The organism is Halorubrum tebenquichense DSM 14210 (genome assembly GCF_000337415.1).
Classification (GTDB): Archaea; Halobacteriota; Halobacteria; order Halobacteriales; family Haloferacaceae; genus Halorubrum; species Halorubrum tebenquichense.
Genome location: NZ_AOJD01000045.1, coordinates 70,721 through 94,712, shown reverse-complemented (window position 1 = coordinate 94,712; position 23,992 = coordinate 70,721). Strand labels below are relative to the sequence as shown.

The window sequence follows — 23,992 nt, the reverse complement described above, 5'->3', positions numbered from 1 at the left end:
GTTTTTTCAGTCGTCGCCAGCGGCGACGCCGGGGTCACCGCTCTCGCCGACCCACGCGCCCCGCGTGAAGTCGACCGCGTCGTTCCACTTGGCGACGACCGTCGTCACCGCGAGGTCGCCGCTGATGTTCGTCATCGTCCGCAGCCGGTCCAGTATCGGGTCGACGCCGGCGACGAAGCCGACGACTTCGAGCGGGAGTCCGAGCTGCGTCAACACCAGCGTCAGCATGATGAGGCCGGTCCCCGGGACGCCGGCCGCGCCGACGCTCGCCAGCACCGCGACGAGGACGACGGTCGCCTGCTCGGCCAGCGTCAGTTGGACGCCGACGAGGTTGGCGGCGAAGACGGCCGCGACGCCCTGATACAGCGCGGTACCGTCCATGTTGATCGTCGCGCCGAGCGGCAGCGAGAAGCTGTACACCCCCTCGTCGATGTGGAAGTTGTCGTCGGCGTTCGCCATCGTCACGGGCAGCGTCCCGGACGAAGAACGGATCGATAAGGCGGTGATGAGCGCGTCGCGGCCGCCCGTGAGGAACGCGACCGGCGACTGGCCGGCGAGCAGCCGCACGAGGACGGCGAGGTGGACGACCGCGATGTGAGCGACCACGGCGATCGCGAGCGCCGCGATGAGCAGCGCGAACGGGACGATGGCGTCGACGCCGGCCTCGCCGAACACCGCCGCCATCAGGGCGAACACGCCGATTACGCCGTACTCCATCACGCCCCAGACCACCTTGAACATCGCCTCGGCCCCGGCCTCCGCGAGGTCGTAGAACGACTCGACCCCGTTCCGGATGTCAGGCGAGTCGGTGGACTGCTCGACGAGCGCCAGCGCGATGCCGAACACGATGACGAAGAAGATGGTCGGGAGGATGTCGCCGGCGGCCATCGCGCCGATCGGGTTTTCGGGGACGATCCCTAAGATCACCTCGACGATGTCGGGGGCCTCCGCGGTCTGTGCCTCCGCGTCGCCCAGTTCGAGGTTGACCCCCGGATCGACGAGGTTCGCGACCAGCAGCCCGAACCCGACCGCCGCGGCCGAGGTGAGCGCGTACAGCCCCACCACCTGCCCGCCGATCTTGCCGAGGTTGCTCGGCGAGAGCCGGCGCGCCCCCATCAGGAGGGTGAACACGACGATGGGGACGATCAGCATGCTCAGGAGGTTCACGAACAGGTCGCCGAGCGGCTGGAGCGCCGTCGCGGGCTGCCCCACCGCGAGTCCGACGAGCGAGCCGAGCACGAAGGCCAGCCCGATCCGGTAGACGATCGGTACCGCGCGATACCGGTGCCACGACCGCGTGAGTGCGTTAGCCATACCCGTGAACGTGTCTCTGTACCAGCGGTAAGTAAGTATCTGGGATCCGAAACGTTCGCCGCGAGCGGTGACGGGAACGGTCGAGACTCTCGGGACGCCTCGCGAGGCGGTCGCGACGGACCCGTGGGTGGTCGGTGTAGCGAATCGGAGCGAAACGGCCCGTCGGTCGGTCCGACGTCAGCGGGCCGCGGCGGCGACGCGTTCGCGCTCCTCCTTCTGCGAGATGGAGTAGGAGCCCTCGACGTCGTAGTCGGCGGCGGCGACCAGCTCGTTCGCGAGCGCCTCGGCGGCGGAGGTCGTCGACTTGTACGTCGCGCTGGCGACGCCGTCGGAGATGAAAAGCAGCGCCTGATCGACGCGGCGCTGAGGCGCGACGTCGACCGCCTTCGGGACGGAGATGCCGCCGTACTTCAGGCGGACGGTCTCCTCGCGGGGCGCGGCGTTCTCGACGGCCGTCACGAGGATCTGGACCGGGTTCTCCTCGGTCCGCTCGTGGACGATGTCGAAGGCGTCACGGACGATCCGGGTCGCCTGCTGCTTCTTGCCCGTGTTCTCGTCGGTCTGCATCAGGCGGTTGATCAGCCGCTCGACCAGCGAGATTTCGGACTTTTTGAACTGCTTTGACGCGTGGCGGCCCATCGTGTGCGCGATGGGCGTCACCGTCATGTACCGCTTCGTGGAGGGGTCCTCGTAGGCGATCTCGGTGACGTCCCAGACGCCGAACAGCGTGGCGTTCTCGTTTGCGGCCTCGCTGGACGCGGGCGCGTCCGGGTCCGGCTCGTCGGCGGCGACGTCCTCGTCGGACGCCGCCTCGGTCTCCTCACCGCTCATCTGACCGGTTTCTCCGCGTTGCCGCGAACCAGTTCGATCATCGACACGCCGTTGACCTTCTCGACCTTGTAGTTGACGCCGGAGAGGTCGCCCATCGCGCGACCCTTCGCGCCGCCGATCCCGGCGATCGTGACCTCGTCGTGTTCGTCGATGAAGGAAATCGCGCCGTCACCGGGACAGAACGCGGTGACCTGCTTCCCGTTTTTGATGAGCTGAACCCGGACGCACTTTCGGATCGCCGAGTTCGGCTGCTTTGCCTCGATGCCGACCTTCTCTAGGACGATGCCGCGCGCCTGCGGGGCACCCTCCAGGGGGTCGGACTTCTTTTTGAGCCCGCGCTCTCGCCGAGCGTACTCGGAGTCGGACCAGCGCCGCTTCTGCCGGTCCTTTTTGAGCTTACGGGCCGCGTACTTGCCGTTCGCCATCGTACGTCTACTTCCGAACGGAGCTACTTAAGCGTCGTCTTTCTCCGCCGCGAAACGCCCTCAGATCGGTCGAGAGGCACCGCTTGCGGAATCTGAGGGCGTTTCGCGGATCGAACGACGGACGCAAAACAACGCTGAGCCGATAAGCTGACGCGAGACGTCGTCGTTCGTGCGGTCTGCCTGAAGAGGTCAGTTCCCGGGACGCCCGCCGCTGTCGCGGGCGGCGGGGGAACGGGACGCCGGTCGAGTCAGCCGAACGACGCGCGTCAGGTCAACTGGACGTCGTCGACGTCGTAGTGCCGCTCGGCGAGCCGACGGGCGGTCTCGATGTTCGCGCCGTCCGCGCCGATTGCGACGCCGCGGTCGGCCTCGGGCACCTCGACGTACGCCACGCGGTCGTTCTGCTCGGAGATGGTGACGGCGTTGACGGCCGCCGGGGCGAGCGTGCTCGCGACGAACGCCTCGGCCGTGTCCGCGTCCTCGACCAGTTCGATCGACTTCGCGAGCCGGCGTTCGGCCTCCGCGACGGTCTCGCCGCCCTGCCCGATCGCGGCCGCCATCTCGCCGGCGGGCACCACGAACACGAGGCGGTCGCCCTCCACGAGGCAGTCGGTCGGCGTGACGCCGGTCAGCTCGTCGAACCGACCGATGTACCGCCGCGCCTCGTCGGAGAGCTCGACGTACATTAGTCGTCGCTCACGACGCGCGACCCCATCCGGAGGTCGACGTCGCCGGTCCCCATCGAGATGGGTTTGCCGGCGATGACGTTCTCGATGACGCCGTCGAGCTCGTCGTACTCGCCGTGGATCGCGGCGTCGAGCAGGTGGTTCACCGTCACCTCGAACGCCGCTCGCGCGAGCACCGAGTCCTTGTTGCCGGAGATGCCGTGCCGGCCGATCGACTCGATCTCGCCGTTGTTCGTCATGATGTCCGCGACGAGCATGAGGTGCCGGACGTTCACGTCGTCGAGCCCCTGCTCTTCGAGCGTGTTCTTCGTCTCGTCGATGATCGTCTCGCGGGCCGCCTCGACGCCGAGGTTCCGGTAGATCTCGTGGATGTTGTTACACGTCGACCGGGAGGCGTCGACGCCCTCGATCGCGAGGGTGTCGCCGAACGCCGACCCCTCGGTGTAGAGGACGAACTCCTCGTCGCCGTCGATCTCCTCTTTGCGGATGACGACGCGTTCGATCTCCTCGATCCCCTTGAACACGATCTCCCGGAGCCGCTCGACGAGCTGGAGCAGCTCGCGGTAGCTCGGCTCGTTGGGACCGAACTCGATCACGGTGCCCGACTGCCGGGCGTTCACGCCGAGCGCGTCCTCGATCGTCTCAGCGATGATCTCCGCGATCTCGGAGGGGTTCGAGTGGGTGGGCCACCGCTCCAAGAGCGTGTCGTCATTCAAGTCGATCCGGACCAGCATGTCCGCGACGTTCGTCGACACGTCGCCGAGCGCGAGGATGCGCGTCGCCTCGATCGACCAGACGACCTCGTGGGCCTTCTCGCGGTCGGTCGCGTACTCGTCTTCGAGGTGCACCGTCATCATCGGCGTGTCCGGCGTCTTCCGGGCGTCCACCAGCTCGATGAGCCGCGGGAGCCCCTGCGTGACGTCGATCTCGGCGACGCCGGCGTAGTGGAACGTGTTCATCGTCATCTGCGTCCCCGGTTCGCCGATCGACTGCGCCGAGACGGTGCCGACGGGGTCGAGGGGGTCGACCCGCGTCTGCTCGTAGCGGTTCCGGACGCCCTCGACGACGTCGGTCGCCTGCTCGATGGTGACCTCGCCGGTCTCCTCGGCCTTGCGGTCGAGCGCCTCGTACACCTTCGTCTTGAGGCGGCGGGGGAGTTCGGTCGCCTCGACGACCGCCTCCATGTCGTCGGTGACGTGCTCGTAGTCAGTCATCCGACTCCACCTCCAGCTCGCCGGCCTTGTTCAGGCCCGGCCCGGCGTGCTCCGAGAGGTTCGTCGGCGGCTCGCGCTCGCCGAGGAAGCGCTCTTTCTCCTCGCCGGACTCGAACTCGGCGTCGACGACGCGGTCGACGATCCCGTCGACGTCGATCCCGTCCTCCTCGCCGGAGGAGACCTTCACGGGCGAAGTGCCGTCCTCGCCGAACTCGAACTGGACGATCCGACCCGAGGTGTCCCGGACCGTGCCGTCGTACTGCGCCTCCAACTCGGAGAGCGCGTTGATGAGCCGGCGCTGGAGGTAGCCGGACTTGGAGGTCCGGACCGCCGTGTCGACCAGCCCCTCGCGGCCGCCCATCGCGTGGAAGAAGAACTCCTCGGGAGTGAGCCCGCCGCGGTAGGAGTTCTCCACGAAGCCGTGCGCCTCCGAGGAGAGGTCGTTCGGCCGGTAGTGCGAGAGCGTCCGGTCCTCGTAGCCGCGGTTGATCCGCTCGCCGCGGACCGCCTGCTGGCCGACGGAGCCGGCCATCTGCGTCAGGTTCAGCATCGAGCCACGCGCGCCCGAGCGGGCCATCACGACCGCCGGGTTGTCGTCGCCGAAGTGCTGGTCGGCGATCTCGCCGGCGGAGTCGCGGGCCTTCCCGAGCGTCTGCATGATCTTCATCTCCAGCGTCTCGTCGACGCCGCGGCCGGGGAGCGACTCCAGCTCGCCGGCCTCGTAGGTCGCGATCAGCTCCTGAACGCGGTCGTAGGCGCTCTCGATGGCGTCGTCGACCTGCTCTTCGGCCTCCGGGGGGATCGACTCGTCGTCGATCCCGATCGAGAACCCGAAGTTCATGATCGCGCGCATCGCCAGCGACGCGATCTCGTTGATGAACACGCGCGAGCGCGTCTCGCCGTACTCCTTCGTGAGCGTGTCGACGACCTCGCCGCCGAACGCGCCGACCGCGTCCTCGTCGATGGTGCCGCGGATTAGCTGGCCGTCCTCAATGACGACGTCGTCGCCCGCCGAGGAGGTGAACGAGAGGTCCAGGTCGTCGGGGAGCAGCTCCGAGAACAGCGTCCGACCGGTCCAGAACTCCTGGCCCTCGTCGTCGACGCCGTCCGCCTCGGGCAGCTCGTCGACGCGGGTCGCGCGCAGCAGGTCGAGCGCCTGCGTCTCCGAGAACTCGGGGTTCGAGTTGGTGAGCAGGTAGGTCCCGGAGATGTGGTCCTGGATCGCGCCGATGATGTTCCCGCCGAAGCGGGGGCTCAGGATCTGCTCTTGGACGCGCATGAGGACGCGCGCCTCGGCGCGGGCCTCCTCGTTCTGGAGCGCGTGCATGTTCATCTCGTCGCCGTCGAAGTCGGCGTTGTACGGCGGACAGACGACGGTGTTGAGCCGGAACGTCTTGTACGGCATCACCACGACCTCGTGGGCCATGATGGACATCCGGTGCAGCGAGGGCTGCCGGTTGAAGATCACGATGTCGCCGTCCACGAGGTGGCGGTTGACCTCCCAGTCCGGCTCGACCTTCTCAGCGAGTTCCTCGCAGTTCTTCTCGGTCACCTTCAGCCGGCGGCCGTCGGGGCGGCGCACGTAGTTGGCCCCGGGGTGGGCCTCCGGCCCGTTCCGGACGTACTGGCGCGCCTCGTCGACGTTGCGCTCGGTGACGTTGAGCGTCTGGGTCATCTCCTTGGCGACCCGGTCCGGGACGCCGACCTCGTTCAGCGACAGCGTCGGGTCCGGCGAGATGACGGTCCGGGCGGAGAAGTTCACGCGCTTCCCGGACAGCGATCCGCGGAAGCGACCCTCCTTGCCCTTCAGCCGCTGGCTGAGGGTCTTAAGGGGGCGGCCGGAGCGGTGTCGCGCCGGCGGCGTCCCGCTGATCTCGTTGTCGACGAACGTGGTGACGTGGTACTGGAGCAGCTCCCAGAGGTCCTCGATGATCAACTGCGGGGCACCGGCCTCGCGGTTCTCCATGAACCGCTGGTTGATCCGGATGATGTCGACCAGCTTGTGCGTGAGGTCGTCCTCGGAGCGCTGCCCGTTGTCGAGCGTGATCGAGGGGCGGGTGGTGACCGGCGGCACCGGCAGCACCGTCAGGATCATCCACTCCGGGCGGGAGTGCTCGGAGTCGATGCCGAGGACCTCGAGGTCCTCGTCCGGGATGTCCTCGAACCAGTCGCGGATGTCCGAGGGCATCAGCTTGTTCATGTCCTCCTCCGTGAGGTCAACGTCGAGCGCCGTCTCGATGGCCCGGCGGTCCTCCTTGCGCGGGCGGAACTCGCCCGCCATGATGTCGTTGACCCGGTCGAGCGCGATGTCGGTCTTCTCGGCCAGCTCCTGCGGCGAGGTACCCGGGTCGTCCTCCTCCTCGTCGGGCTGCATCGCGGCCGCGATGCGCTCGGAGTAGTCGCCCGAGAGCACGTCCTGGACCTCGTAGTAGGTCGTCGGCTTCTCGTGTTTGATGTCGGCCTGCGGCTCGCCGCAGAACGGGCAGGTCGACGCCTTCCGGGCCTGCCGGACGGCCGCCTTCAACACGTCGTGTTCGTCGTCGCCGAGCTCCTTCGCCCGCTCGTAGCGGTCGCGGAACTCGTCGCGCTGCGCGTCGTCCAAGGCCAGCCGACCGCACTCCCGGCACGTCGAGCGGAGCAGCCGCCGGATGAGCTTCGTGAAGCCCACGTGGATGACCGGCGCGGCCAGCTCGATGTGGCCGAAGTGGCCGTTACAGGAGCCGGAGTGGGAGCCGCAGGTCCGGCACTCCAGGCCGGGGTCGATGACGCCCAGTCGCGGGTCCATCAGCCCCATGTCGATCGGATAGCCGTCGTCGTCGTACGTGTCGGCCGTGATCACCTTCGTCGCGGACATGTCCCGGTACGTCTCCGGGTCCATGAGTCCGAAGTCGATCCCGCCGAGCACTTTCGGTGTTTGCATTGACATCTAAATCGCGTCCTCCAGTTCGAGTTTCGGTCGGATGCCGAGGGCGATCATCTCGTCGAGCAGCAGCTTGAACGCGTAGCTGACCTCAAGCTCGTGGATGTCGTCCTCGTCGCCCGTCACCGGGTCGTACACGCGGCGCTGCTCGCGGTCCTCGACGGCGACGAGCCCCGTCTCCGCGGAGACGTGGACCGTCTCGGCGTCGGAGGACTCCAGCAGCCGTTCGTTGAGGACCATCGACGCGCCGTGGCCGATGATCGTGTCGCGCTCCATCTCCCCGACGCGCAGCCCGCCCTCGCGGGCGCGCCCCTCGGTCGGCTGGCGCGTGAGCACCTGGACCGGCCCGCGCGAGCGGGCGTGGAGCTTGTTCGACACCATGTGGTACAGCTTGTGGTAGAAGATCGTCCCGACGAAGATCTCGGCGTCGATCTTCTCGCCGGTGACGCCGGAGTACATGACCTCCTTGCCGGAGGACTTGAACCCGTGGTCCTCCAGCCCGTCGCGGAGCTCCTCCTCGTCTTCGCCCTGGAACGGCGTCCCGTCGACCCGGGAGCCGCGCAGGGAGCCGACCTTCCCGCCGAGCATCTCCAGCACGTGGCCGACCGTCATCCGCGACGGCAGCGCGTGCGGGTTCATCACGAGGTCGGGGACGACCCCCTCCTCGGTGAACGGCATGTCCTCCTGGGGCGCGAGGTGGCCCACGACGCCCTTCTGGCCGTGTCGAGACGCGAACTTGTCGCCAAGTTCGGGGACGCGCTGGTCGCGCACCTTCACCTTCGAGAGCTTGGAGCCGTCCTCGCCCTCCATCAGCGTCACCGTGTCGACGACGCCGGATTCGCCGGAGCGCATCGTGACCGAGGTCTCCCGGCGCTTCTGCGGAGAGAGTCCGCCCATGTCGTCGGGCTCTTCGAGGAAGCGCGGCGGGCTGGTCTTGCCGAGCAGGACCGACGACTCGTCGACCTTCGTCTCGGGGTTGACGAGCCCGTCCTCGTCGAGGTGGGTGTACGCGTCCTCGCCGCGAGCGCCGCGCACGTCCTGGTCGGGGATCTCGAAGCGGTCCTCCTGGCCGCCGGGGTACCGGCGCTCCTCGCCCTCGTAGGTCCGGAAGAAGTGCGAGCGGGTGAGCGCGCGGTCGACGGAGCCCTGGTTCATTACCAGCGCGTCCTCGATGTTGAAGCCCTCGTAGGACATCACGGCGACGACGAAGTTCTGCGCCGCCGGCCGCTTGTCGAAGCTGATCTGGTCGGAGGTCTGCGTCTTCACCATCGCCAACTGCGGGTAGTGGAGGAGGTGCTGACGCGTGTCCGGCCGGATCCGGTAGTTCGCCGAGGGGAGTCCGAGCGACTGCTTCATCATCCCCGCGCCCATCGTAATGCGGGGAGAGGCGTTGTGCTCGGGGTACGGGATCATCCCCGCGCCGATGCCGAACACGAGCTGTGGGTCGATCTCGAGGTGCGTGTGGTCGTCGGACACGTCCTCCTCGTCGACGGCGACGAGGATGTCCTCCTCCTCCTCGGCGTCGATGAACTCGACGTAGCCGCGTTCGACGAGGTCCTCGAACTCGACGTCGCCGCGTTCGAGCGCCTCGATCTCCTCGTCGCCGAGGAGCGGTTCGCCGTTCTCGACGACGATGAGCGGGCGTCGCGCCCGCCCCGCGTCGGCGTTGACGATGACCTCTCGGGTCCGGTCTTTCACCGAGACGTTCACCATCTCGCTCACGTCGCCGCGGCGGCGCGCCTCTCGGATCTGTTCGGCGAGCTCGTCCGGGTTCTCGTGGGTGCCCACGAGGCTCCCGTTGACGTACACCTTCGCTTCGCGTTCTGCTTGTGCCATGTTAGTCGTCCGCCGTCTGTCGTTCGACGCCCTCGATGCCGGGGATCCCCTCGACACCCATCGACGCCAGTTCTCGTTTGAGTCCCTGTTCGTCCTCGACGGTCTGAGAGAGTTCCATCGCCTGCGCGAAGTTCTTCACCAGCCCGCAGTTCGGTCCCTCCGGGGTCTCGGAGGGGCAGATGCGACCCCACTGGGTCGCGTGGAGGTCCCGCGCCTCGAAGTGCGGCTGCGACCGCGACAGCGGCGACCGGAGCCGCCGGAGGTGCGAGAGCACGCCCATGTAGTCCGTCCGGTCGACGAGCTGCGAGACGCCCGAGCGCCCGCCGACCCAGTTGCCCGTCGCGATCGGGTGTTCGAGCCGCTCGGTCAGCACGTCCGAGCGGACCACTGTGTTGACGGTGAGCTGCCGGTTCCGCATGTTCGCGCGTTCGAGCTGGTACTTCACGTCGCGCGCCAGCTTGTTGAGTGCGGTGCGGAACAGGTCGCGCATGAGGTCGCCCGAGACCTTCAGGCGCTTGTTCGCGTAGTGGTCCTTGTCGTCGGCCTCGCGGCGGTCCAAGGCGAGCTCGAAGCACGCCTCGGCCATCCGGCAGAGGTAGTACGCCTTGTTGATCCGCACGTCCTCCTCCTCGACGCCCTCCTCGTGGAGGTGCGGGAGGAGGTAGCGGTCGATGACGTAGTTCGCCCGCTTGAGCTGGTAGTTCTTCCCCTGCCCGGAGGCGACGCGCTCGCCGAGGGTCTCGATTGCGCCCTCGGTCGTCTGGACGTCGGCCTCCTCTAAGTTCTCCAACATGAACTTCACTATCTCGGGGTCGTCCGAGACGCGGTGGACGATCTCCTCGTCCGACTCCAGTCCGAGCGCGCGGACGAGCGTCACGAAGTCGATCGAGCCCGAGACGGACGGGAACGACACTTCGAGCAGCCCCTCGCGGTTGCGCTCACAGAGCACCAGCGCGCGGTAGCCGCGGCGCTGGGAGAACGTCTTCGCGACCTGGATCTCGTCGCCGTACTTCGAGTCGTACTCGGCGAGGATCTTGTTTGGCGCGAGGTCCTCCGAGGTCATCAGCACGCGCTCGGAGCCGTTGACGATGAAGTAGCCGCCGGGGTCGACGGGGTCTTCGCCGATGTCGATGAGCTCCTCGTCGGAGAAGCCCGCCATGTTACACTTGTTCGAGCCGACCATGATCGGCATCCGGCCGACCTTGGTCTCGGTCGTGTCGACGACCTGTTCCGGCTCGTCCTCGCCGCCGCGCACGATGGACATCTCCATGAACACGGGCGCGGAGTAGGTGATGTTCCGCAGGCGGGCCTCCTGCGGGTAGAGCAGCTCCTCGGAGCCGTCGGCCTCGCGGACGCGCGGCGTGACCATCCGGACGTCGCCGAGCTCGACGTACACCGGCTCCTGCCCCTCCTTGTCGCCGATGTCGGTCTCGATCGTCTCCTTCTCGTCGACGACCTCCTGCATGCCGCGGTCCAGGAAGTTGTTGAACGAGCGGAAGTGGTGTTCGGCGAGCCGTTCGTCTGAGAAGTATTCGCGTGAAACCACGCGTCGGTCTTGCCTATTCATGAGACGACTAGTCGGTACACGACCGCCTCGTCGGTCGTGCGAGAGTTTCGAACGATTTTCACCACGTCGCCGACCTCGGCCTCGTCGGGGAGCGCGGGATCCGTGCGTTTGATCTTCGGTAAGTCAGTCTTCTTCACGTCGTACTCCGCCAGGACCTCCTCGACGTCCTCGGGGTCGTCGAGAAGCACGTGGTCCGGGACGAGTTCGTGTTGGCTTACGTCTACCATGGGTGCTGGTGGTGGGGAGAAGCTATCACGAGATACTACAGACACATACTCACGCCAGCGGCATAAGACTTACCAAGCGCCGCTGCGCACCGCTCACGGGTCCGGGGCGTTCGACACTCTCACGCACGTGAGGTTCCCACAAAAGGATATCGGACGAACCCCTCGTTGCCGCCGTCCGGGATCCGACAGTTCCTGTCACTGACCCCCACCCTCGTCGGGGATGACAAGCCTTATTTGCCAGACAGGGGTACGAACTGATGCGACAAGCCCGGATGGTGTAGTGGCCCATCATACGACCCTGTCACGGTCGTGACGCGGGTTCAAATCCCGCTCCGGGCGTCCCCCGTTTCGGGGCGCTGTCGCTGTTTGCCCGGATGGTGTAGTGGCCCATCATACGACCCTGTCACGGTCGTGACGCGGGTTCAAATCCCGCTCCGGGCGTTCTCGTTCCGACCAACTGACGAACGGTGAGCGTCGCGAACCGCGAGTCCGATCGGAACCACGCCGAAGGGATTTGAATCTGAGGACGAGCGAACGAAGTGAACGAAGTCCTCCGGGTTCAAATCCCGCTCCGAGCGTTTCTGTCGACGCCGACCGCGAGCGAGGAGCGGCAGCGACGAGCGGGGATCTGCCGACTCCGAGCTACAGGTCCAACTTCGACCGGAGGTCGGCGACGAGCGCCTCCGTCTTCTCGTCCGGTTCCTCGTCGGTGTCGACGGGAGTCCGTCCGTCGTACGTCTCGTGGACCATCGAGACGCCCTCGGCGAGCGTATCGAGTCCGTATCCGCCTTCGAGGACGTACGCGTCGGCGGCGTCGACGTCGCTCGCGAGCGTCCGGATCCGGTCGGTCAACAGCGCGTACCCCTCGGAGGAGACGCGCATCCGCGAGATGGGGTCGTGGCGGTGCGCGTCGAAGCCCGCGGAGACGAGCACTAGGTCGGGGTCGAACCGGTCGACGGCCGGGGCGACCGCCTCGTCGACCGCGTACAGGTAGTCGGCGTCGCCCGCGCCGGCCGCCAGCGGGAGGTTCGCCGTCGTCCCCTCACCCTCCCCCTCGCCGGTCTCGTTGAGCGCGCCCGTGTCGGGGTAGAGACCGTCCTCGTGGATCGAGGCGTAAAACACGTCGCCGCGGTCGTAGAAGATGTCCTGCGTGCCGTTCCCGTGGTGGACGTCCCAGTCGAAGATCGCGACGCGGTCAGCGAGACCCTCGTCGAGGACGGTCTGGGCCGCGACCGCGGCGTTGTTGAAAAAGCAGAACCCCATCGCGTCGCCGGTGACCGCGTGGTGGCCCGGCGGGCGGCCAATCGCGAACGGCGTCTGGCGTCCGCTCGCCCCGTCTATCGCCTCGCGGGCCGCCCACTGCGCGAGGCCGGCGGCGGTGAGCGCCGCGTCCCACGTCCCGTCGCTGGCGACGGTGTCGGGGTCCCAGCTCCCCCCGCCGTCGGCCACGAACGACTCCAGTTCGTCGACGTAGCCGGCGTCGTGAACGGCCGTGATGGCCACCTTCTCGGCCGGATCGGCCTCGGCGTACTCGACGCCGTGTCGCTTCGTGAGCCCGCGGCGGATCGCGCGGAGTCGGTCCGGGTTCTCCGGGTGCCGCTCGCCGGTGTCGTGTTCGAGACACCGCTCGCTGTAGCCGAACCGCATCTACTCGAACAGCGCGAAGTACGTCTCGATGTCCTCGGCCTGTACCGTTCGTCGATCCGCGTGGCGGGCCAGCGTCGCCGCCGCGCTCGCGACGTTGTTGGCGTAGTCCTCTAGGATGTCGGCCAGCGCGATCCGCGCGTCGACGCCGACGCGATACCGGTCGTCGATCCGGAGTCGAGCGATCCGATCGATGGGGGCGACCGGTAGCGTGAGGTCCTCGCGGCTGACGACCTGCTCGACGCCGAAGTCCGCCGCCATCAGCGTTTTCCGACCGTCCGCGGTCGCGCGCTCGGCCGCGTCGACGGCCAGTTCCGCGCCGTGCGACTGGATCCGCCGGGCCAGCTCCTCGGCGGCGTCCGCGCTGACGCGGAGTTCCCCCGCGTTCCGCCGGATTATGCCGTCGACCGGCGCGAACGGCAACTCGACACTCATACACACAGACGCGTCCGTGTGTCGTATAACGCTTTCCGTTAGCCGCATCCCCGCCGGATCCCGGGCCGGCGGCGTCAGAAGACCTCGTCCGCGTCGATGGTGCCGTCGCGCTCGGGACCGCGGACCGTTATCTCCTCGCCGAGACGGAGGCTCGCGTCGGTGTCGACGGTCTTCGTCTGCGTCCCGTCGTCGAGCACGACGGGGTCTCCCGTCTGGACCACCGTCCCGGTGAACTCGACGTCCTCGGCCGACCGGTCGGTCGTCGCGGCCGCAGCCCCGCCGCTCGCACCGTTTCCGTCGTCGCCGGACTCGCCGGCGACGGCCTCGGCGGCCGCCTTCTGTCCGTCCTCGGCGAAGGCTCCGAGCCCGGTCTCGTCCGCGCCCCGGTCGCCGCCGGAGCCGCTCCCGCTGTTGCCGGACCCCGTCGTCGCGCCCGCGGCCGCCTCGCTCTCCCCGTCGAGGACGGAGACGGTCGAGCGCCAGTTCGCGGACGCCTCCAGGTCGTCCTGCCAGCCGTCCTGGATCTCGACGTCGGTGAAGACGACGCGGTCGGCGAGGTCGATGTCCCGGTCGGCCTTGTCGCCCCACAGGGCCACGCGGATCTCGCCCGTCTCGTCTTTGATCCGGACGTTGCGGACCTGTCCCTCGCTGCCGTCGTCGCGGTCGAACGTCCGCTTCGGGTCCGTCTCGATGACGCCGCCGGCGATATCGACCGTCTGGTCGATCTCGAGGTCGGCGATGTCGGTCGTCTCCGGGACGTACTCGACGTCCTCGTCGACGCGCTCGACCGTGCCGCGGTCGCCGACGTGAAGCTCCAGGTCGCCGTCGCGCTCGCGGACGTAGCCGTCGCCAACCTCGACGACCTCGCCCGCCTCGAACTCCGCGGCGAGGTCGGCCTTGCCGTCCCACAGCGTGACGCGGACGCGACCGGTCTCGTCGCCGACGGTGAGGTTGGCGACGCGCCCCTCGCTGCCGTCGTCGCGGTCGAACGTCCGGATCGAGTCGGTGTCGAGCACCTGTCCGACGAGGTCCACGTCGGACGCGCCGAGCGTGAGGTCCTCGACCTGGTACGTGTCGAGCACCTGGACGTCGACCTCGGCGTCCTCGTCGGGTTCGACCTTGTCGGCGCTCACCTCGAGGCCGCTGTACCCCTCCTTCGGGCGGCCCATGACGCGGAGGACCTGTCCGACTTCCAGTTCCTCCTCCGCGGCCGCGGCCATGTCGTCCCACAGCGCGACCCGGACGGAGCCGGAAGCGTCCGCCACGTCGACGTTACAGACGCGGCCCTCCTCGGCCTCGTCGTCGTCGCGCTCGAACGTCCGGACCTCGCCGATGGCGGTCACCTTGCCGAGGAACTTCACCTCGTTCATCCCCGGTTCGATGTCGGCGATGGTGTCGGCCTCCTCGTCGCGCAGCTCGTGCGCGATGAGCATCGCGGCGGTCTCCTCGTCCGCGAGCCCGCCCATCTGCTCGACTTTGTCCTCGACCGCGGCCTCGAACTCCTCGAACTCGACGTCGGTGTCGAGGTCCTCGTACACCTCCTCTATGGCTCCCATACGCGTACCTCCGTGGTCGGCGAGTTTGCGCATAAGCGTTGCCGTTGGCCGGGGGTCGTGCCGGATCCCGGGCGGACGGCGGGGCGACCGACGCGGGCGGCGGTCGCGGCTCGAAGGCGTCTCATGGGCGTTCATGGGGACCCCTCGATACAAAAGGTGTTCATCCAGCGCCGGCGGATGCGTGTGGACCGCAGGCACGCGGCCGCCGGACCGTAACGGTCTTAAGTTCTACCGCGATACGTAGAGATGAGTCCTGGTAGGGTAGTGGACTATCCTCTTGGCTTGCGGAGCCAGGGACCGGAGTTCAAATCTCCGTCAGGACGTTTTCGGACACACCAAACGGCGAGCGCAGCGAGCCGTGCGTGTGTCCGAAAACGCCGCGGAGATTTGAGCAGGAAAGTCGTAGCGGCCGAGCGAAGCGAGGCCGACCGTCTTTCCGAGTTCAAATCTCCGTCAGGACGCTCACTTTGCGGCTGACTCACTTCGTTCGTCAGCCGCGGCGTTCGGTCCTGACGTGCCTCACGCTCGCTCCGCTCGCGTGAGACTCCGTCAGGACCTTCGTTAATTACAATCTCACGACGGTAGCGAGCAGCGTGTCGGTCCTACGCGACACGGCCGTAATACTTGATCCCGCGGTGGCGCGCGCCTTCGAGCGCCCGAAAGGGCGCGAGGAGCGCGCGAGGGAGTCGCTGGCGGTCGAGCGAAGCGGAGACCGCCAGCGACGAGGCTGGGGAGGGGTGGGGTGTGGTGCTGCGCGGTGCGGGGTGGGACTCGAAGGGGCAGTCGTGAGGGCGAAGCACGGCGCAGCAAGTACCGCAGCGAGGGAGCGAAAGCGACTGAGCGAGGAACGCAGCAAGCCGCGCGAGCCGTCGCGGCTGGGGCTTCGGAGATGGTTGTCCGCGATCCGTAACTGACAATTTATAATTGGTCGGCCGGGGGTTTGACACTGTTCGCCGTCGGCCCGTAAGCAACTGTTTAGTCGTGCGGGTGGAACCGGTCCATCGCGCGGCGGACCGCGTCGGTGTCGCCGATGAACGTCACGTGGTCCCCGATTTCGAGGACGCTGTCGGCCGTGGGAACGTGGTTCTCGCCGTCGCGGCTCACGACGGCGACGAACGTGCCGTCGGGGATCTGCGCGTTGAGGTCGCGGATGGTCTTGCCCGCGAGCTTCTGGGAGGTCACCTCGACCTCCTGAACGTCGTGGTTGTCGCCGAGCTCGTTCATCCAGTGGGTGAGCGCCGGCCGCTCGATCTCGTCGTCGATGGCCACGGCGGTCGCCGTCGAGGCGTCGATGCCCCGCACGCCCATGCTGTCGAAGGCGTCGACGTTGTCCGGGTCGTTCACCCGGGAGTAGACGGATTCGACATCGAACTTGGTGATAGCGAGCTGACACGCGAGCAGGTTGATGTCGTCGTCGCTCGTCGTGGTGATGAGCCGCTTCGCGTCCTCGATGTTCGCCTCGCGGAGCGTCTCCGTGTCGCTGCCGTCGCCCTCGTAGACGGTGAACCCGTCCGCACGCGCTCGTTCGACGACCTCCGGGTCCGATTCGACGACGACGACGTACTCGCCCCTGTTCTCCAGTCGCGTGGCGAGCGCCTGGCCGACCCGGCCCCCGCCGATGATTATCGTGCGCATTGGTGACACTCCGAGATACTCGCCGATCTGCCGCGCGAGCCCTGCCTCGATCAGGACCGTCGCGAAGATGACCGCGAACACCGTGCCGACGAGCAGTTCGCCGGCCGCGACGCTGCCCGCCAGCTCCAGTTCGATGGCGAACAGCGTCGCCACGCTCGCCGGGATGATTCCCCGCGGTCCGACGCTCGCGATGAACAGCCGCTCGGGGCGGGTGAACCGCTCGACGCCGAGGGTCGCGACGAACGCGCCCAGCGGTCGCAGAACGAGTATGATGACGGCGACGATCGCGACCACGCCGACGCCGAGCCCGGCGATCGCCTCGACGTCGATCAGGGCGGCCAGCGAGATGAACACGAACGAGAGGACGATCGTGGTCGTGTTCTGTGCGAACGACTCGATCTCCTCTCTGTTGTCCAGCCCGAGGTTCCCGAGGAGGATTCCGCTCGTCGCCGCCGCCGCGATGCCCGCCTCCGCGGCGACGGCCTCTGCGGCCGCGAACGACCCGATCGCGGCCGCCAGCACGAGGAACTGCGACGCCTGAACGTCGCGTTCCGGGACGAGGTCGCTGTCCAGCAGCACGTAGATGACGACGGTGGCGAGCAGCCCGGCGGCGACCCCCACGCCGAACCGCTGGAGGAAGGAGAGCACCGTCGCGGGGACGCCGAGGTCGTCGAGCAGCAGCGTCTCGAATATCACGACCGCGACGATCGCGGCGGTCACGTCGTTGACGATCCCCTCCGTCTCTAACGCGGTCGCGACGTGGTCCCGGACTCGGACCACGTTGAGGATCGGGGTGATGACCGTCGGCCCCGTCGCCACGAGCAGCGCGCCGATCAGCAGCGCGACCTCCCACGTGCCGTCGGTGAACGCCCGGACCGCGGCCGCGGTCCCGAGGAACATCACGATCGCGCTGACCGTCACGAGCCGGAGCGACACCGTCGACGCCCGGCGGATCCGGTCGACCTGGAGGGCGAACGCCCCCTCGAAGACGATGATCGCGACGCTGAGCCCGACGATGATCTCCAGCCCGTCGCCGAACGTCTCCAGCGTGACGAGCCCCAGCACTTCCGGCCCCAACACCACGCCGATCGCGAGGTAGAAGATGACGCTCGGCACCCGCAGGCGGTGAGCGAGGAGCTGTACCGCGAGCCCCGACACGAGTATCATCGCGATCACCGGCAGTAGGCTACTGGACACGTCTAGTACGGGTACAGGCTCCGCCTTCGTTAGTGTACTGGTGCGGTCGGCGGGCCGACGCGGCGACTCGCTTGCGAGGCGGGTCGGCGCGACGCACCGGCCACGGCATTGATCCGCACACACGAGGAAGTATTAATTCGGTTCCGGTACTCGGTGAACCCACGCCCGGCCGGTCCCTCACCGCCGGGTCGAACCCATGACCGTCCGCGACCCCATTCCGACGTTCGCCCCCCGCCGGAGCGTCGGGAGACGGGTCCGCGGGACGGCCGCCGCTCGCCTCGGTGCCGTCGCCGCGTGACCCGCGCGGGGACGGCCGGCTCGGCCGCCGAGGCGAGCCCCGTCTTCTGCCGGTCCCCTTCCCGACGTCGCTCCGCCGCCGTGAACCCCGAGACCGTTCTCGGCGGCCGAACCGACCCCCTTCGGCGCGACGCCCTCGCGCTGCCGATCCACTACCGACGATGACGACAGACCACGATCCCTCCAGACGCACAGCCCGTTCCCCCGGACGCACGGTCCGCTCCCACCCGTACGCGGGCCCGCATCCGGCCACGCCGCTCCCCAGCCCGGGCGTTGCGGTCGCCTTCGCGGCGCTGCCGGTGTTGACGATCGGGGCGCTCTCGTTCCCGGTCGCGGCCGCGGTCGCGTTCGCGACGCTGTTCGGCGGCGTCGCCGGCGCGGCGCTCCACCGGCGGTACCCGGACGCGGTCGGCCGGACGCTCGGGCTGCCCGACGACGCGAGCGCCGGAGAGGCCTGACAGTCCGCGCGCCCCACCGATCGCCGCCAATCGCCCCGCTGACGCCACCTCCACCCCGCTGACGACTTTGTTCGCTCCGCCGACGCTCTCTTTGCCCCTCGTTGACGCCCCCATTAGGCGAACTCGCCATTTATGAGTCGCCGCCACCGACCGGGGCCCGTGACCGATCGCGACGCCGGCAGTCACGACGGGCGAGTTCGCGACGACACGAACCCGGCCTCTCGACCGACCGCCCCGGCCGCGCTCACCGCCGGTGCCGCGCTGTTCAACGAGGGGAACTTCTCCGCGGCGCGCGACGTCTGGGAGACGACGGCGGAGTCGGCCGACGAGGAGAGCGGCGAGGACGAGCGACTCCTCCGGGGACTGGCCGCGACCGCGGCGGCGACGCGGCTCGCGGTCGACGGCGACCCGGAAGCGGTCGTGCGCGCGGAGACCGCCGTCGCCGCGCTGGGGGGCGTCTCCGACCCGCACGGGGCGGCGCTGGCCCCGGTCCGGGAGTGGGGGGAGCGGCTCGCGGCGGATCCGGAAGACGCGGACGCGAGTCGGACGCCGCGGATCCGCGTCGACGGCGACGCACCGCGGTTCGACGGGCTCTCGCTCGCCGCCGCTCGGGTCGCGACTCCGGCGCTGGCGAGGGCGGGGGAACCGGGCGACCCGGAGGCGCTCGCGGCCGCGGCCGACCTCGCGGAGGCGGAGCGGGGGACGGGGCGGACCCGCTTCGCGGAACTCCTGTTCGCGTACCTCCGGACGCCCGACGCGCGGCCGCAGGTGGCCGCGCGGCTGGCCGATCACGTGGCCATCGAGGAGCGGAAGCGGCGCGACGTCGACGGGCTGTTCTGAGGGGCCGCGTCAGCAGCGGTGTCGCGGGGCGCTCAGGCGTCGTCCGGGTCGGCGGGGAAGTTCGGTTCGGCGGGCGCGTCGTCCGCCGCCACGTCGGGGTCGGCGGCGTACTCCCCGCGGCCGTCCGGGTCGCGGTCCGGCTTGGGCTCGCCCTCGAACGTGTAGTCAGCGGAGTTGTCGGCCGGGTCGTAGCCGAGGGCCTCGCGGGCGCGTTCGATCGAGTAGTAGCGGCGGTCGTTGTCGGAGATGCCGTAGACGACCTCGTAGCCGTAGTCGGCTCGGAGACAGCGGTCGAACAGGTGCGCGCAGTCGCGGTGCGAGAGCCACATCGCCTGCCCGCGCTCGTACTCGCGCGGCGGGTGGTCCTTGGTGAGGTTGCCGATGCGGACGCAGACGACGCTCATGTCGTACTCGTCGTGGTAGAAGCGCCCGAGCGACTCGCCGGCCGCCTTCGAGACGCCGTAGAGGTTGCCGGGGCGGGGGAGTTCGGTGCCGTCGAGCCGGTAGTCGTCGTCCTCGCGGTACAGGTCCGGGGTCCGCTCCTCGGTCTCGTAGCCGCCGACGGCGTGGTTCGAGGAGGCGAACGCGAACCGCTCGACGCCGGCCTCGGCGGCGGCGCGCATCACGACCTGCGCCCCGTCGATGTTGTTCCGGAGGACGGAGTCCCAGGGCGCGGTCTTCCGGGGGTCGCCCGCGAGGTGGATCACCGCGCCGACGTCGGCGACCGCCTCGCGGACGGCGCGCTCGTCGGTGATGTCGGCGACGTACCGGTCGGCGTCGGTGACGCCGGCGGGCACCTTCGCGGCCGGGAGCGGTTCCCGGTCGAGGAGCCGCCACTCGTAGTCGTCGCCGATGCCGCGGAGGATGGCCTGTCCCACCCGTCCGCCGGCACCCGTCAACAGGACCGGCTCGTCCATTCGACTCTACGTGGGCGGGAGAACGGCATATATGACACGGTTCGGCCGGTGCGCCCGGATCCGACCGGAGAAGCGGGGAACGAGGGACGAAACGAGACGAGACGGTCGGACGAGAAAGGAAACGAGACCGTGAGACCGCGGGCTACAGCTTCTGTCGCGAGACCTTGACGCCGGCCGGGGTGACGATGATCTGGTCGTCGCCTTTCTGGACGATGTCGCCGTCGACCTCCTGGACCACCTGTCGGAGCTCGTCGTAGACGCGTTCTATCGTCCGGTCCGACGTGGAGTGACGGGTGATGTCGGCGATGACGAAGTCCCCGTCGTAGACGGCGTCTTTGATCGGGATGACGTCGCTCTGGTCGGCGATCTCAGCGAAGTGTACCTGTGTGCCCGTCTCCGCGTGCGCGTCGGCGAAGTCGTCCGTGTCGAGCTCGACGTAGTCGTCGACGGAGCGGCTCCCACCCCCGCCGAGGATCTTGCTCATGATGCCCATACACACCACACGACGAGGTCAGACATTAGTTCTTACGTCAGACGCACTCCCCGACGCGCTCGCGCCCGGCAGCGGACTCACTCCAGCCGCTCCTGCCACTCCTGAACCCGGGAGAGCAGCTCCACCGGGGCCGTCTCCGCGACGTCGACGTCGCTCAGCTCCTCGATCACGGCGCGCGTCTCGGGGTCGGGCCGGTCGCGCTCGGCGGCCGCCGCGGCCTCCGCGACCGCGCCGGCACCGCCCGACGGCGACTCGGGAGCAGTTCCGTCTCGGTTCGGTCGGGGATCGGACGGGCCGGCGTCCGTCGCCTCGGCGGCGTCGGACGACGACTCCTCGCCCTCGGAAAACGATCCGGACGAGAGGTCGAAGACGACCTGTTGCGTGTCGCTGGCCGCGCCGTCGCTCGCGCTCGCCCCGTCGCCGCCGCGTGACCCGCCGCGGGCCTCGATCGCCTTCTCCTCGCGGAGCCGGTCGAGGACCTCGTCCGCGCGGGAGACGACGGGGTCGGGGACGCCAGCGAGGTCGGCGACGTGAACCCCGTACGACCGGTCCGTCGGGCCGTCGCGGACCGTTCGGAGGAACGTCACTTCGCCGTCGCGCTCGTCGACGGCGACGTGGACGTTCGCGACGCGCGGGAGGTGGTCGGCGAGCGTCGTCAGCTCGTGGTAGTGCGTGGCGAAGAGCGTCCGCGCGCGAACCTCGTTGTGGAGGTACTCGGTCGCCGCCCACGCGATGGAGATGCCGTCGTAGGTTGCGGTGCCGCGGCCGACCTCGTCTAAGATGACCAGCGAGTCCTCGGTCGCCGAGTGGAGGATGTTCGACAGCTCCTGCATCTCGACCATGAACGTCGACCGCCCCTGCGCGAGCTCGTCGAGCGCGCCGACGCGGGTGTAGATGCCGTCGACGAGCCCGACCTCGGCGGCGCGCGCGGGGACGAACGACCCGGCCTGCGCCAGCAGCTGGATCAGCGCCGCCTGCCGCATGTACGTCGACTTCCCGCTCATGTTCGGCCCGGTGACGATCAGGAACTCGCGGTCGGGGTCGAGCCGGAGGTCGTTCGGCACGAAGTCGGTCGTCCCCTCGACGACCGGGTGGCGACCGGCCTCGACGTCGAGCCGCCGCTCCTCGGTCAGCTCCGGGCGCGTCCAGTCGCGGCGGGCGGCGTGGGTCGCGAGCGAGGCGAGCGCGTCGAGCTCGGCGACCGCCCGCCCGGCGTCCTGGAGCAGTTCGGCGCGCTCGGCGACGCGCTCGCGGAGCGCCTCGAACAGCTCGTACTCCAGCTCGCCGCGGGCCTCCTCCAGTCGGAGGACCTCCCGCTCCTTCTCCGCCAGCTCGTCGGTGACGAACCGCTTCGAGTTCTTCAGCGTCTTGATCTCGCGGTAGTGTTCGGGCACCTGATCGGCGACCGACTTGCCGACCTGAACGTAGTAGCCGTCCGTCTTGTTGCGGTCGACGGTGACGTGGCTGAGCCCGTGCCGGCGCTTCTCGCGCTCCGCGAGGCCGTCGAGCCACGACTTCACCGACTCGTGGCGCTCGATGAGCTCGTCCAGCTCGTCGTCGTACCCGCGCTTCAACAGCCCGCCGCCGGTCTTCGCCTTCGGCGGGTCCTCGGCGAGCGCCTCGCCGAGTTCCGCGCGGAGGGCGGCAGCCCCGTCGCGGTCGACGCGGTCGAACACGGCCGCGGCGGGCGAGTCGGCGAGCGGCGTCCCCTCGATCGCGTCCGCCAGGTCCGGGAGCAGCGCGAGCGTGTCGCGAACCGAGAGCAGTTCTCTCGCGCCCGCGCTCCCGCTCGTCGTCCGCGACGCGAGCCGTTCGAGGTCGTACGCGTCGCCGAGCACTTCGCGGACGCGATCGCGCGCGAGCGCCGCGGACGACAGCGCCTCCACCGCGTCGAGCCGGGCCGCGAGCGTCTCGCGGTCGCGCCGCGGACGCGTGAGCCACTCGCGGAGCAGCCGCCCGCCGGCGGCGGTGACGGTGTGGTCGACGGTGTCGAAGAGTGTCCCGTCGGCGTCGCCCCGCATGGTCTCGGTGATCTCCAGGTTGCGCTGGGTGGTCGCGTCCACGTCGACCCGGTCGTCGGCACCGTACGCCGTCAGGCGGGTCATCGAGGCCAACACGCCAGCGCCCGTCTCCTCGACGTACGAGAGGACCGCGCCCGCGGCCCGGACCGCGATCTCGGAGTCGAGGCCGACGCTGTCGGTCGTCTCGCGGCCGAACTGCTCGCGGACCGCGTGTTCGGCGCGCCCCGGCGCGAACGCCTCCGGGTCGAAGGCGGTCACGCGCCCGGAGAGCTCCTCGCGGACCGCCCCGAGCAGGCCGTCGTCGTTGCGCACGGCGGGGCCGGGCAGCACCTCCGCCGGGTCGAACCGGTAGAGTTCGGCGCGCAGGTCGCCCCCGTCGTCGACCGTCGTGGCGAGGAAGCGCCCGGTGGTCACGTCGGCGAACGCGACCCCGTAGGGGCCGTCGGCGTCCGCGGCGTCGCCGGCACCGCCGGCCGCGCTCCTCGCGCCCTCCTCCCGCACCACCGCGGCGAGGTAGCGCGCGTCGTCGTCGCTCGTCTCCAGGACGGTCCCCGGCGTGACGACGCGGACGATCTCGCGGGCGTGGTCGCCGGAGTCGGTCTCGTACTGGTCGGCGACCGCGACGCGGTAGCCGCGCTCGACCAAGGCGTTCACGTACGGCGTCAGCTCCGAGAGCGGCACGCCCGCCATCGGGTACGACGAGCCGTGCGAGGACTTCTGCGAGATCGAGAGGTCCAGTTCGTCGGCGACCAGTTCGGCGTCGTCCGCGAAGAACTCGTAGAAGTCGCCGCACTGCATCGCGAGGACGTCCGCGTCCGTCTCCGCCTTGAGATCGAGGAACTCCCCGACGATCCCCGTTGCCATATGTCCGTACTCCCGCCGTGCGCGGCTAAAACCCTGCGGGTCCGGGACCGAGCGGCGGCGAGGACTCGGTGGCAGGAGCGAAAAGTGTGGGACGCCGGTCGTCGGGTCGCGTTACTGCTCGCGAAGCCACGCCCTCGCCTCTTCGACGCTCGGAAACACGCGGAACTCGTAGTCCGGATGCGCCGAACTCATCGACTCCTCGACCTCTTCCATGTCCATGCTGGCGATCGCGGAGTCAGCGAACACGCCCGCGCCGCGGCGGACACCGATGTCGACCAGGTCGGAGACCCACGTCTCGGCGAGCCACCGCTTGTCCTCGTCCTCGTGTGCGGTCACGGCCTCGGTGTTGACCAGGTACTTCTCGACGCCCCGCTGTTCCATCACCGATTCCCACTGCCGGGCGCTCTCGCGGAACTTCTCGCCCGCGGCGTACTCGTCCCACGAGAACACGGGGACGTCGAGCTCCTCGTCCCATTCAATGGTGTACACGTCCGCGTCCTCAAGCACAGTCGTTGCGTGCGCCATGTCCGCAGGTGTGTCAGACTGGTGTATAAGCGCACGCCCCCACGTATCACGAGAGATAATCTCGTCTGACAGAACCGAACATGTTCTCAA

Annotated in this window: 19 protein-coding genes and 3 tRNA genes; 5 read left to right on the top strand and 17 right to left on the bottom strand. The window is 69.0% G+C overall.

The genetic code is table 11. The annotated features are described in order from the left end of the window. Window positions 1-6 precede the first annotated feature (6 nt). From C472_RS07890 to C472_RS07850, 9 genes are all read right to left on the bottom strand, one after another. A complete protein-coding gene (locus C472_RS07890) occupies window positions 7-1,314 on the bottom strand; it encodes a dicarboxylate/amino acid:cation symporter (protein WP_006629289.1) in 1,308 nt (435 codons plus the stop codon). Between the two features lie 177 nt (window positions 1,315-1,491). Beyond that, on the bottom strand, window positions 1,492-2,145 hold the full coding sequence (locus tag C472_RS07885) for a 30S ribosomal protein S7 (RefSeq protein ID WP_006629288.1): 654 nt from the start codon (window positions 2,143-2,145) through the stop codon (window positions 1,492-1,494). Continuing rightward, entirely contained in the window at window positions 2,142-2,570 is a 429-nt protein-coding gene (locus tag C472_RS07880) for a 30S ribosomal protein S12 (protein WP_004599087.1), read from the bottom strand. The genes C472_RS07885 and C472_RS07880 overlap by 4 nt, the downstream gene beginning before the upstream one ends. Before the next feature lie 266 nt (window positions 2,571-2,836). Continuing rightward, window positions 2,837-3,256: a NusA-like transcription termination signal-binding factor gene (locus tag C472_RS07875; RefSeq protein WP_006629287.1), complete on the bottom strand. Its 420-nt coding sequence runs from the start codon at window positions 3,254-3,256 to the stop codon at window positions 2,837-2,839. Beyond that, complete coding sequence (rpoA2, locus tag C472_RS07870; protein WP_006629286.1) at window positions 3,256-4,470, bottom strand: DNA-directed RNA polymerase subunit A''; 1,215 nt, start codon at window positions 4,468-4,470, stop codon at window positions 3,256-3,258. Before rpoA2 ends, C472_RS07875 begins: the two co-directional genes overlap by 1 nt. Continuing rightward, window positions 4,463-7,390 (bottom strand): DNA-directed RNA polymerase subunit A', encoded by a 2,928-nt coding sequence (locus C472_RS07865; protein WP_049906434.1) that lies wholly within the window; start codon window positions 7,388-7,390, stop codon window positions 4,463-4,465. The genes rpoA2 and C472_RS07865 overlap by 8 nt, the downstream gene beginning before the upstream one ends. A 6-nt stretch (window positions 7,391-7,396) precedes the next feature. Then, the gene (rpoB, locus tag C472_RS07860) at window positions 7,397-9,226 is read right to left on the bottom strand and encodes a DNA-directed RNA polymerase subunit B (RefSeq protein WP_006629284.1); all 1,830 of its coding nucleotides are present in this window, start codon (window positions 9,224-9,226) and stop codon (window positions 7,397-7,399) included. A gap of 1 nt (window position 9,227) precedes the next feature. Beyond that, the gene (locus C472_RS07855; protein ID WP_006629283.1) at window positions 9,228-10,793 is read right to left on the bottom strand and encodes a DNA-directed RNA polymerase subunit B''; all 1,566 of its coding nucleotides are present in this window, start codon (window positions 10,791-10,793) and stop codon (window positions 9,228-9,230) included. After that, window positions 10,790-11,020, bottom strand: a complete 231-nt coding sequence (locus C472_RS07850) for a DNA-directed RNA polymerase subunit H (protein ID WP_006629282.1) — start codon at window positions 11,018-11,020, stop codon at window positions 10,790-10,792. The genes C472_RS07855 and C472_RS07850 overlap by 4 nt, the downstream gene beginning before the upstream one ends. A 266-nt stretch (window positions 11,021-11,286) precedes the next feature. On the opposite strand from C472_RS07850, the gene C472_RS07845 reads away from it, so the two are divergent. Together C472_RS07845 and C472_RS07840 are read left to right on the top strand one after the other, a co-directional pair. Next, a tRNA-Asp gene (locus C472_RS07845) sits at window positions 11,287-11,359 on the top strand. A gap of 29 nt (window positions 11,360-11,388) precedes the next feature. After that, window positions 11,389-11,461: transfer RNA gene (locus tag C472_RS07840), tRNA-Asp, on the top strand. Window positions 11,462-11,662: 201 nt separating this feature from the next. Here the strand turns inward: C472_RS07840 and C472_RS07835 are convergent. The 3 genes from C472_RS07835 to C472_RS07825 all read right to left on the bottom strand — a co-directional run bounded on the left by C472_RS07835 (window position 11,663) and on the right by C472_RS07825 (window position 14,655). After that, entirely contained in the window at window positions 11,663-12,667 is a 1,005-nt protein-coding gene (locus C472_RS07835) for a histone deacetylase family protein (RefSeq protein WP_006629281.1), read from the bottom strand. Further along, window positions 12,668-13,099, bottom strand: a complete 432-nt coding sequence (locus C472_RS07830) for a histone family protein (protein ID WP_006629280.1) — start codon at window positions 13,097-13,099, stop codon at window positions 12,668-12,670. Between the two features lie 74 nt (window positions 13,100-13,173). After that, a complete protein-coding gene (locus C472_RS07825; RefSeq protein ID WP_006629279.1) occupies window positions 13,174-14,655 on the bottom strand; it encodes a single-stranded DNA binding protein in 1,482 nt (493 codons plus the stop codon). A gap of 250 nt (window positions 14,656-14,905) precedes the next feature. Between C472_RS07825 and C472_RS07820 the strand changes: the two genes are divergently transcribed. Then, window positions 14,906-14,978 (top strand) — tRNA-Arg (locus tag C472_RS07820). Between the two features lie 652 nt (window positions 14,979-15,630). On the opposite strand, the gene C472_RS07815 is transcribed toward C472_RS07820, so the two are convergent. Then, window positions 15,631-17,466 (bottom strand): cation:proton antiporter, encoded by a 1,836-nt coding sequence (locus C472_RS07815; protein WP_006629278.1) that lies wholly within the window; start codon window positions 17,464-17,466, stop codon window positions 15,631-15,633. A gap of 479 nt (window positions 17,467-17,945) precedes the next feature. On the opposite strand from C472_RS07815, the gene C472_RS17365 reads away from it, so the two are divergent. Then, the gene (locus C472_RS17365) at window positions 17,946-18,242 is read left to right on the top strand and encodes a hypothetical protein (protein WP_152420618.1); all 297 of its coding nucleotides are present in this window, start codon (window positions 17,946-17,948) and stop codon (window positions 18,240-18,242) included. Between the two features lie 159 nt (window positions 18,243-18,401). After that, window positions 18,402-19,082 carry a hypothetical protein gene (locus C472_RS07810; protein WP_006629276.1) on the top strand — a complete coding sequence of 227 codons (681 nt, stop codon included), beginning with the start codon at window positions 18,402-18,404 and terminating at the stop codon, window positions 19,080-19,082. Window positions 19,083-19,114: 32 nt separating this feature from the next. On the opposite strand, the gene azf is transcribed toward C472_RS07810, so the two are convergent. The 4 genes from azf to C472_RS07790 form a co-directional block, all read right to left on the bottom strand. Further along, window positions 19,115-19,999 (bottom strand): NAD-dependent glucose-6-phosphate dehydrogenase Azf, encoded by an 885-nt coding sequence (azf, locus tag C472_RS07805; RefSeq protein ID WP_006629275.1) that lies wholly within the window; start codon window positions 19,997-19,999, stop codon window positions 19,115-19,117. Between the two features lie 142 nt (window positions 20,000-20,141). Further along, window positions 20,142-20,492 (bottom strand): cell division protein SepF, encoded by a 351-nt coding sequence (locus tag C472_RS07800; protein WP_006629274.1) that lies wholly within the window; start codon window positions 20,490-20,492, stop codon window positions 20,142-20,144. Window positions 20,493-20,569: 77 nt separating this feature from the next. Next, window positions 20,570-23,377 carry a DNA mismatch repair protein MutS gene (gene mutS, locus C472_RS07795; RefSeq protein WP_006629273.1) on the bottom strand — a complete coding sequence of 936 codons (2,808 nt, stop codon included), beginning with the start codon at window positions 23,375-23,377 and terminating at the stop codon, window positions 20,570-20,572. 111 nt (window positions 23,378-23,488) lie between these two features. Then, window positions 23,489-23,902: a hypothetical protein gene (locus C472_RS07790; protein ID WP_239638704.1), complete on the bottom strand. Its 414-nt coding sequence runs from the start codon at window positions 23,900-23,902 to the stop codon at window positions 23,489-23,491. Window positions 23,903-23,992: the final 90 nt, after the last annotated feature.

What these genes read in the sequence shown, in the direction of transcription:
- C472_RS07890 (WP_006629289.1), bottom strand. Translation starts at nt 1,314, where the DNA reads ATGGCTAACGCACTCACGCGGTCGTGGCACCGGTATCGCGCGGTACCG.
- C472_RS07885 (WP_006629288.1), bottom strand. Translation starts at nt 2,145, where the DNA reads ATGAGCGGTGAGGAGACCGAGGCGGCGTCCGACGAGGACGTCGCCGCC.
- C472_RS07880 (WP_004599087.1), bottom strand. Translation starts at nt 2,570, where the DNA reads ATGGCGAACGGCAAGTACGCGGCCCGTAAGCTCAAAAAGGACCGGCAG.
- C472_RS07875 (WP_006629287.1), bottom strand. Translation starts at nt 3,256, where the DNA reads ATGTACGTCGAGCTCTCCGACGAGGCGCGGCGGTACATCGGTCGGTTC.
- rpoA2 (WP_006629286.1), bottom strand. Translation starts at nt 4,470, where the DNA reads ATGACTGACTACGAGCACGTCACCGACGACATGGAGGCGGTCGTCGAG.
- C472_RS07865 (WP_049906434.1), bottom strand. Translation starts at nt 7,390, where the DNA reads ATGCAAACACCGAAAGTGCTCGGCGGGATCGACTTCGGACTCATGGAC.
- rpoB (WP_006629284.1), bottom strand. Translation starts at nt 9,226, where the DNA reads ATGGCACAAGCAGAACGCGAAGCGAAGGTGTACGTCAACGGGAGCCTC.
- C472_RS07855 (WP_006629283.1), bottom strand. Translation starts at nt 10,793, where the DNA reads ATGAATAGGCAAGACCGACGCGTGGTTTCACGCGAATACTTCTCAGAC.
- C472_RS07850 (WP_006629282.1), bottom strand. Translation starts at nt 11,020, where the DNA reads ATGGTAGACGTAAGCCAACACGAACTCGTCCCGGACCACGTGCTTCTC.
- C472_RS07835 (WP_006629281.1), bottom strand. Translation starts at nt 12,667, where the DNA reads ATGCGGTTCGGCTACAGCGAGCGGTGTCTCGAACACGACACCGGCGAG.
- C472_RS07830 (WP_006629280.1), bottom strand. Translation starts at nt 13,099, where the DNA reads ATGAGTGTCGAGTTGCCGTTCGCGCCGGTCGACGGCATAATCCGGCGG.
- C472_RS07825 (WP_006629279.1), bottom strand. Translation starts at nt 14,655, where the DNA reads ATGGGAGCCATAGAGGAGGTGTACGAGGACCTCGACACCGACGTCGAG.
- C472_RS17365 (WP_152420618.1), top strand. Translation starts at nt 17,946, where the DNA reads ATGACGACAGACCACGATCCCTCCAGACGCACAGCCCGTTCCCCCGGA.
- azf (WP_006629275.1), bottom strand. Translation starts at nt 19,999, where the DNA reads ATGGACGAGCCGGTCCTGTTGACGGGTGCCGGCGGACGGGTGGGACAG.
- C472_RS07800 (WP_006629274.1), bottom strand. Translation starts at nt 20,492, where the DNA reads ATGGGCATCATGAGCAAGATCCTCGGCGGGGGTGGGAGCCGCTCCGTC.
- mutS (WP_006629273.1), bottom strand. Translation starts at nt 23,377, where the DNA reads ATGGCAACGGGGATCGTCGGGGAGTTCCTCGATCTCAAGGCGGAGACG.
- C472_RS07790 (WP_239638704.1), bottom strand. Translation starts at nt 23,902, where the DNA reads ATGGCGCACGCAACGACTGTGCTTGAGGACGCGGACGTGTACACCATT.